The organism is Ornithinibacter sp. (assembly GCF_035443565.1).
Classification (GTDB): Bacteria; Actinomycetota; Actinomycetes; order Actinomycetales; family Dermatophilaceae; genus Fodinibacter.
Genome location: NZ_DAORSO010000130.1, coordinates 3,262 through 6,375, shown reverse-complemented (window position 1 = coordinate 6,375; position 3,114 = coordinate 3,262). Strand labels below are relative to the sequence as shown.

Below are 3,114 nucleotides of genomic sequence, written 5' to 3'. Positions count from 1 at the left end.
TCGGCCCCACGGTGACCTTCGGGGTGCTCGGGCTCATCGGCATCATCCTCATCCTCGCGACGGTGACGACGATCGCGGTGGGGCAGGCGCTGCGCCCGGTGGAACGGATGCGCCGCCAGATAGAGGGGCCTCGGTCTGGCGGCCCGGCCCGGTGCTCGAGGTGCCTGCGGGCCGCGACGAACTGACCGTGCTCGCGCAGACCCTCAACGGGCTGCTCGAGCGACTGCGGCGCACCGATGCCTCGAGGCGGGCGTTCGTCGCGGACGCCGGGCACGAGTTGCGCAGCCCGCTCGCGACGATTCGGATCCTCGTCGACCGGCTCGCTAAGGAGCGCACCCCCGAGGAGCGCCGCATCGTGGCCAACCGGGCTCGAGCGGAGGTCGAACGGCTGGCGTTGCTGGTCGACGACCTGCTGACCCTGGCCTCCGCCGACCAGCAGGAGCCCAGCCTGTCAACCGTGGAGGTCGACCTCGACGACGTCGTGCTCGACGAGACCGGTGCGCTGCGGGCCCGGGGGCTGGCGATAGACGTGGCCGTCCACCCCGTCCGGGTGCTCGGTGACGAGCGTCGGCTTGGCCGGGTGGTGCGCAACCTGCTCGAGAACGCCGAGCGTCACCGCCGGGATGCGTTGCGCGTGCGCCTCGGCCGCGAGGGGGCGCACGCCGTCCTCGTCGTCGACAACGACGGGCCGCCCGTCGCGATCGAGGACCGACGACGCATCTTCGAGCGGTTCGTGCGCCTGGACGACTCACGCACGCGGGCCGCCGGTGGCACGGGCCTGGGGCTGGCGATCGTCTCCGAGATCGTGCGAGCCCACGGCGGCACGGTCGTCGCGGAGGAGGCCCCCGACGGCTGGTGTCGCTTCGTCGTCAGGATCCCGACCGTTGCGGTACCGGATTGAGGCGGTAGCCGAGGCCGCGCCCGGTTTCCAGGGACCGGGTCCCAAACGGTGCGTCGATCTTGCGTCGCAGGTAGCCGATGTAGACCTCGACGACGTTGTCCGCTCCGGGGTAGTCCGAGTCCCACACGTTCTCGAGGATCTCGGCCTTGCTCTGCACCTGCCTGACCTTGCGCATGAGGTGGTGCAGCAGGGCGTACTCGCGCGCGGTCAGTTGGATCTCACGGCCTTCACGCACGACGGTGCGGGTGCGGGGGTCCAGCGACAGCCCCCCGGCCGACAGGGCGGCAGGTCGTTCTGGTGCACCGCGCCGGGCCAGGGCCTGAAGGCGCGCCAGGAGCACCGGGGTGCTGAACGGTTTGGTGACGTAGTCGTCGGCGCCGAGGTCGAAGGCGTCGGTCTGGTCGTAGTCGCCGTCCTTGGCCGTGAGCATGAGCACGGGGGCCCACACCTTGCCGGCGCGCAGGTTCTTCAGCACGTCGTAGCCGTTCATCGACGCCAGCATGATGTCCAGGACGATCGCGTCGTACTGCCCGTGCAAGCCGAGTCGCAGCCCCTCGCGCCCGTCGACGGTGTGGTCGACGACCCAGCCGTCATCGCGCAGGGCGTCACCGAGAGCGGAAGCCAGGGACCGTTCGTCCTCGACCAGCAACAGTCTCAACGGGTCAGTCCGATCCTGAGTCAGTGACGGTGCGATACCGAGGCGTTTACCAAGGTGACCAGTCCGTGGCCGGTCACGGGAGCGTGCCGCAGACGGCTGGCGAGGCAACGGATTCCGTAGTTTCGGCGCCCCCCGGGCGCGGATAGTATCGGCCGCATGATCGAGCAGAAGCGCATCCTCGCGACGTCCATCCCTGGCCCCGCCAGCCAGGCGCTGCAGCAGCGCAAGGTCGCCGCCGTCGCGGCCGGCGTGAGCACCGGCCTGCCCGTCTACGTCACCGAGGCGTCGGGTGGCATCCTGCGGGATGCGGACGGCAACCAGCTCATCGACTTCGGCTCCGGCATCGCCGTGACCACCGTCGGCAACGGCAACCAGCGCATCATCGACGCCGTCACCGAGCAGATCACCGCGTTCACCCACACCTGCTTCATGGTGACGCCCTACGACAGCTACGTGCAGGTCTGCGAGAAGCTCAACGAGCTGACCCCGGGCGACCACGAGAAGCGGTCGGCCCTGTTCAACTCCGGCGCCGAGGCCGTCGAGAACGCGGTCAAGATCGCCCGCCACGCCACCGGTCGTCAGGCGGTCGTCGCCTTCGACCACGGCTACCACGGCCGCACCAACCTCACGATGGGCCTGACCGCCAAGAACATGCCCTACAAGCACGGCTTCGGCCCGTTCGCCAGCGAGCTGTACCGGGTGCCGATGGCCTACCCCTACCGCTGGCCGGGCGGCGCCGAGCACTGTGCCGAGCAGGCACTGCGCACGGTCACCGACCAGATCCACGCCCAGGTCGGCGAGAGCAACACGGCTGCCGTGATCATCGAACCGATCCAGGGCGAGGGTGGCTTCATCGTGCCCCCCGAGGGGTTCCTGCCGGGGCTCGCCGACTGGTGCCGCGAGCACGGCATCCTGCTCATCGCCGACGAGGTGCAGTCCGGCTTCTGCCGCACCGGCGACTGGTTCGCCTGTGACCACGAGGGCGTCGTCCCCGACCTCATCACCGCCGCCAAGGGAATCGCCGGTGGCATGCCGCTGGCCGCGGTCACGGGGCGCGCGGAGCTGATGGATGCCGTGCACCCGGGTGGTCTGGGCGGCACCTACGGCGGCAACCCGGTGGCCTGCGCCGCCGCGCTCGCGGCCATCGAGTCGATGGAGGCCGACAACCTTGCTGCGCGGGCTCGCGAGATCGGCGACATCCTCACCGACCGTCTCGGCCGCCTCGCGGAGAAGTACGACGAGGTCGGCGAGGTCCGCGGTCGCGGCGCGATGATCGCGATGGAACTCGTCACCGACGCCGGGAGCAAGGAGCCGGCTGCCGCACTGACCAGCGCCGTCAACAAGGGGTGCCACGAGCGGGGTCTGGTCACCCTGACCTGCGGCACCTACGGCAACGTCTTCCGCTTCCTGCCGCCGCTGTCGATCTCCGACGACCTGCTCCACGAGGGCATGGACGTCCTCGAGGAGTCCTTCACCGCAGCCGTCGGCTGACGGTGACAGCGACCCTTCCGGCCGCCTTCGACCTGGGCGGCCGCACCGCGGTCGTGACGGGCGC

4 protein-coding genes are annotated in these 3,114 nt (G+C 70.4%); 3 read left to right on the top strand and 1 reads right to left on the bottom strand.

Annotation, left to right across the window (positions count from 1 at the left end):
* Nucleotides 1-185 (top strand): hypothetical protein (locus PLL68_RS11555; RefSeq protein ID WP_324534231.1); only part of this gene is annotated, 185 nt, incomplete at its 5' end.
* 2 nt (nt 186-187) lie between these two features.
* Nucleotides 188-901, top strand: a complete 714-nt coding sequence (locus PLL68_RS11550) for a sensor histidine kinase (RefSeq protein WP_324534229.1) — start codon at nt 188-190, stop codon at nt 899-901.
* On the opposite strand, the gene PLL68_RS11545 is transcribed toward PLL68_RS11550, so the two are convergent.
* A complete protein-coding gene (locus PLL68_RS11545) occupies nt 870-1,559 on the bottom strand; it encodes a response regulator transcription factor (protein ID WP_324534227.1) in 690 nt (229 codons plus the stop codon). The genes PLL68_RS11550 and PLL68_RS11545 overlap by 32 nt on opposite strands.
* 156 nt (nt 1,560-1,715) lie before the next feature.
* On the opposite strand from PLL68_RS11545, the gene gabT reads away from it, so the two are divergent.
* Nucleotides 1,716-3,050, top strand: coding sequence for a 4-aminobutyrate--2-oxoglutarate transaminase (gabT, locus tag PLL68_RS11540; protein ID WP_324534225.1), 1,335 nt, complete (start codon nt 1,716-1,718; stop codon nt 3,048-3,050).
* The last annotated feature ends 64 nt before the right edge of the window (nt 3,051-3,114 follow it).

Excerpts from the sequence above, each read along its gene's own strand:
- gabT (WP_324534225.1), top strand. The coding sequence starts at position 1,716 with ATGATCGAGCAGAAGCGCATCCTCGCGACGTCCATCCCTGGCCCCGCC.